This is a genomic window from uncultured Aquincola sp. (assembly GCF_964001545.1).
In the GTDB taxonomy this organism is placed as follows: domain Bacteria; phylum Pseudomonadota; class Gammaproteobacteria; order Burkholderiales; family Burkholderiaceae_C; genus Aquincola.
On sequence record NZ_CAXFDV010000349.1, the window covers coordinates 1 to 4,723 of the forward strand.

The following is a 4,723-nucleotide window of genomic DNA, read 5'->3' on the forward strand; positions in this document are numbered from 1 at the left end:
CGCGGGCAACGGCCTGGGCGCCTTGCGCCGCCTGGCCGACCCGTTTGCGGTGGTGAGCTGGCCGGGCCGCGGCACCGCGATGCTGGCCCGCGTGCATGCGACATCGGCGCGACCCGCCGTGGACGCCGGGCAGCCCGGCATGGCCGACACCGCGGCCGGTGAGCTGGCCGGCCTGGTGCTGCCGCGCGCGGGCGAGGTGGCCTGCGGCGACGCCTGGAGCCATGCCGACGATGCCGAGGGCCGCACCGTGTTCGTGGTCGATGGCCTTGGCCATGGCATGGACGCGGCGCGCGCCGCCAACGAGGCGGTGGCCCAGTTCCAGCGCAGCCGCCACCAGCAGCCCGACGAGATCGTGCAGGCGGTGCATGGCGCCATCCGCCACACGCGGGGCGCGGCGGTGGGCGTGGCGCGCATCCACTGGGCCAGCGCCACCATCCGCTTTGCGGGCGTGGGCAACATCGCCAGCACCTTCGTGCCGCAGGCACCGGGCCAGCCGGTGCGGCGCATGGTCTCGCACAACGGCATCGTGGGCCACAACACCCGCAAGATTCAGTCGTTCGACTACCCCTGCGGCGACGGTCTGCTGGTGATGCATTCCGACGGCATCGGCACCAGCTGGAACCTGGCCACCTACCCCGGCCTGCTGCGCGCCCACCCGCTGCTGGTGGCCGGCGTGCTGTACCGCGACTTCGCGCGTGGCCGCGACGACGCCACCGCGGTGGTGGTGGACACCCGGCCGCCGCGCGGAGTGCTGGCATGAAGCCCGGCACCGGCCCTGCGCTGGTGAGCCTGCCGCTGGCCACCCCGGCCGACGTGGTGGCCGCGCGCCAGCAGGTGCGCCGCGTGGCCGAGCTGCTGGGCCTGGACCGCAAGGGCCAGACGCGGCTGGCCACCGCCGTGTCCGAGATCGCGCGCAATGCGCTCAGCCATGCCGGCGGTGGCCAGGTGCGGGTGACGCTGGCGGGCCGCCAGCTGCAGGTGCTGGTGCGCGACCAGGGCCGCGGCATCGCCGATCTGGACGACATCCTCAGCGGCCGCAAGGTTTTCGCGCCCGGCCAGGGCGCGGGCCTGGCCAGTGCGCGCCGCCTGGTGGACGAGCTGGACATCCGGTCGTCCGCGCAGGGCACCGAGGTGCGGCTGGCCCAGTGGCTGCCGGCCGAACCCGGCGGCGCGCAGCTGCAGGCGCTGGCCGCCGCGCTGCCGCGCCGCGGGCCCGACCCGGTGGCCGAGCTGCAGGCGCAGGACCGCGAGCTGATCACCAGCCTGGCCGACCTGCAGGAGCGCGAGGCCGAGGCCGACCGCCTGAACCGCGAGCTGGAGGACACCAACCGCGGCGTGGTGGCGCTGTACTCCGAGCTGGAGCAAAAGGCCGAGGAACTGCGTGGCGCCAGCGAGATGAAGTCGCGCTTCCTCTCGCACATGAGCCATGAGTTCCGCACGCCGCTCAACAGCATCATGGCGCTGACGCGGCTGTTGATCGACGGCGTGGACGGCACGCTGAATACCGAGCAGAACCGCCAGGTGGACTACATCCGCCGCTCCGCCCAGACGCTGCTGGAGCTGGTCAACGATCTGCTGGACCTGGCCAAGGTGGAAGCCGGCCGGCTGGACGTGCGGCCCACCGAGTTCACCGTCACCGACCTTTTCGCCTCGCTGCGCGGGCTGCTCAAGCCGCTGCTCACCAACCCGGCGGTGAACCTGGTGTTCGATGCCGCGCCCGACCTGCCGGTGCTGCTGGCCGACGAGCAGAAGCTGGCCCAGGTGCTGCGCAACCTGGTGAGCAACGCGCTGAAGTTCACCGAGAGCGGCCATGTGCTGGTGCGCGCCCGGCACGACGCGCCGCAGGCGCATTTGGTCTTCGAGGTGGAAGACACCGGCATCGGCATCGCGTCCTCGGCCATCGACCTGATCTTCGAGGAATTCGGGCAGGTGGAGGGCCGGCTGCAACGGGGCGGCACCGGCCTGGGCCTGCCGCTGTCGCGCCGGCTGGCCATGCTGCTGGGCGGCGACCTCACCGCCCGCAGCCAGCCGGGCGTGGGCTCCACCTTCACCCTGACCATGCCGGTGCGCTTCGGCCAGGCGGTGGCGGTGCCCGAGGCCGGCCCCGGCGGCCGCCGGCGGGTGCTGGTGGTGGACGACGAAGAGGTGTTTCGCTACGTCATCCGCCACATCGCGCAGGATGCGGGCTTCGACGTGCTGGAAGCCGACAACGGTGAGACCGGCTTGTCGATGGCCCTGGCCAAGTCGCCCGACATGATCTTCCTCGACCTGCACATGCCCCGCCTGGACGGCTTCGGCGTCCTGGCCCAGCTGTCGGCATCACCGCTGCAGGCCACGCCGGTGGTGGTGTGCACCTCGCATGCGCTGACGGTCGACCAGAAGCGCGCGCTGGCTGCCGCCTATGCCATCGTGCCCAAGCAGGACCTGTCGCGTGACGGCCTGTCGCGCCTGATGCGCCTGGTGCTGTCACCCGGCGATGCCGCCCCGACGCTGGCCGACGATGGGAGCTGAGCGCCATGAATGCCCGTACCGTCACCATCCTCAACGTCGACGACTCGGAGGTGGCCGCCTACACCAAGCACCGCGCGCTGCGGCATGCGGGCTTCCAGGTGGTGGACGCCGGCAGCGCGGCCGAGACCTTGCGGCAGATGGAAGTGCTGCAGCCGCAGCTGGTGCTGCTGGACGTGCAGCTGCCCGACGGCAACGGCATCGAGCTGTGCAAGCTGATCAAGCAGCGTTGGCCCACCACGCTGGTGCTGCAGACCTCGGCCACCTTCGTCAGCGCTGAAGACCGCACCCGCGGCCTGGAAGGCGGTGCTGATTCGTACCTGATCCAGCCCATCGAGCCGGCCGAGCTGGTGGCTTCGGTGCGGGCGCTGCTGCGCCTGCACGAGGCCGAGGCCCGCACCCGCGAGCTGAACGAGACGCTGGAGCAGCGCATCGCCGAGCGCACGCAGGACCTGCATGCCAGCAACCTGGCGCTGATCGACCAGATCGGCCAGCGCGAGCGGGCCGAGGCCGCGCTGGTGCAGTCGCAGAAGATGGAAGCGGTGGGCCAGCTCACCAGCTCGATGGCGCACGACTTCAACAACATCCTGGCGTCGATGGTGGGCTACATCCACCTGGCGCGGCGGCGCATGGAAGAGGGTGAACCGCGGGCGCTGCTGGACAAGGCGGTGGCCGCGGCAGCGCGTGGCCGGCGCCTCACGTCGCGCCTGCTGGCCTTTTCGCGCAACGACGTGCTGAGCACCGTGGCCGTGGACTTGCAGCAGCTGCTGGCCGGCATGGCCGAGTGGCTGCAGCAGACGGCGGGCAGCCGCATCCAGGTGCAGATGGGCACCAGCGACGAGCCGCTGGTGGCCATGACCGATGCCAACCAGCTGGAGCTGGCGGTGCTCAACCTGGTGATCAACGCACGCGATGCGATGCCCGAGGGCGGACGCATCGCGATCGGCCTGCGGCCGGGCGAAGCGCCGGTCGACGAGCCGGATCTGCCGGCCGGCCGCTACGTGGTGCTGACGGTGGCCGACTCCGGCCACGGCATGCCGCCCGAGGTGGCGGCGCGCGCCTTCGAGCCCTTCTTCACCACCAAGCCTTCGGGCCGCGGCACCGGCCTGGGCCTGGCGCAGGTGATGGGCGTGGCCCGGCTGTCGCAAGGCACGGCCCGCGTGCGCAGCAGCCCCGAAGCTGGCACCGAAGTGGCCCTGTGGCTGCGCGCCGGCCAGCTGCCGCCGCCCGAAGCGCAGGCGCCCCTGCAGTCGCCCGCTGCGGCGCTGCCCGCGGTGCTGGATGCGCAGGTGCTGCTGGTGGACGACGAGGCCGACATCCGCCATACCGTCTCGCGCCTGCTGGACGAGGCCGGCTATGTGGTCAAGAGCGCGGCCAACAGCAGCGAGGCGCTGGCCGCGGTGCACGCCGGCTTCGTGCCCGACGTGCTGGTGGCCGACTACGCCATGCCCGGCGACAACGGCGTGGAGCTGGCCCTGAAGCTGCGCCAGCTGCAGCCCGACCTGCCGGTGCTCTTCCTCAGCGGCCACGTCGACCATGCCGTCGTCACCACCGCCGTGCCCGGCGCCCGGCTGCTGCGCAAGCCGTTCAGGGTGGATGAATTGCTGGGGGCGGTGGGTGGGGTGGTGGGCGCTTAGTCAGGCTGCGCCAGCCAGGCGCGGGTCGTACAGCCACTTGCGTGTTTTGGCCGCGGCCAGGTTGGCCATCTCGGGGTGCAAGGGGTTGATCAGCAGGTTCCATTCTTCCGGCACCACCACCGAAGGCACCCAGGCCAGCAGGCTGCGCCGGCTGGTGGCCCAGGCGGTGCCCCAGTCGAGCGACACCCTGCCGGCCGGCTCTGCATCCCAGCCCACGTGGGCCTGCGCGTCGAAGGTGACGGCCGCCTGCAGCGCTGCCGCAGGCACCATCAGCTCCACCAGGTAACGGTTCAGCGGCAGGCTGTTGCCCAGGTGCACCAGCGTTTCCAGGCAGGCCAGCGCCCGGCTGCCCGAGGCATACAGCAGGGGGGTGCCGCGGCGGTTCCAGCGCCCGCCGGACGTTTCGGCCCCTTTGCCGGAAAGGTCGGTCGCTTCGTACGACGGCGTGTCGGCGGCAATGCGCCAGAACGCCGTGGTCACGCTCAAGCGTAGGCCCCGCTCTGCATCTGCTCGACCAGGCTGGTCACCAGTGCCCGGCCGTCCGCGGTGTCCATGAAGTCGCCGGGCGGCCGGCCGCC

General features: G+C 72.0%; 4 protein-coding genes. 3 read left to right on the top strand and 1 reads right to left on the bottom strand.

Annotation, left to right across the window (positions count from 1 at the left end; all coding sequences use genetic code 11):
- The 3 genes from ABNT58_RS12075 to ABNT58_RS12085 all read left to right on the top strand — a co-directional run.
- A partial coding sequence (locus ABNT58_RS12075; protein ID WP_348753720.1) for a SpoIIE family protein phosphatase occupies positions 1-760 on the top strand: 760 nt, incomplete at its 5' end.
- Positions 757-2,511 carry an ATP-binding protein gene (locus tag ABNT58_RS12080; RefSeq protein ID WP_348753721.1) on the top strand — a complete coding sequence of 585 codons (1,755 nt, stop codon included), beginning with the start codon at positions 757-759 and terminating at the stop codon, positions 2,509-2,511. The genes ABNT58_RS12075 and ABNT58_RS12080, both read left to right, overlap by 4 nt.
- A 5-nt stretch (positions 2,512-2,516) precedes the next feature.
- Entirely contained in the window at positions 2,517-4,145 is a 1,629-nt protein-coding gene (locus ABNT58_RS12085; protein WP_348753722.1) for a response regulator, read from the top strand.
- Here ABNT58_RS12085 and ABNT58_RS12090 read toward each other — a convergent pair whose 3' ends face one another.
- Entirely contained in the window at positions 4,146-4,625 is a 480-nt protein-coding gene (locus tag ABNT58_RS12090; RefSeq protein ID WP_348753723.1) for an RES family NAD+ phosphorylase, read from the bottom strand.
- Positions 4,626-4,723 lie beyond the last annotated feature (98 nt).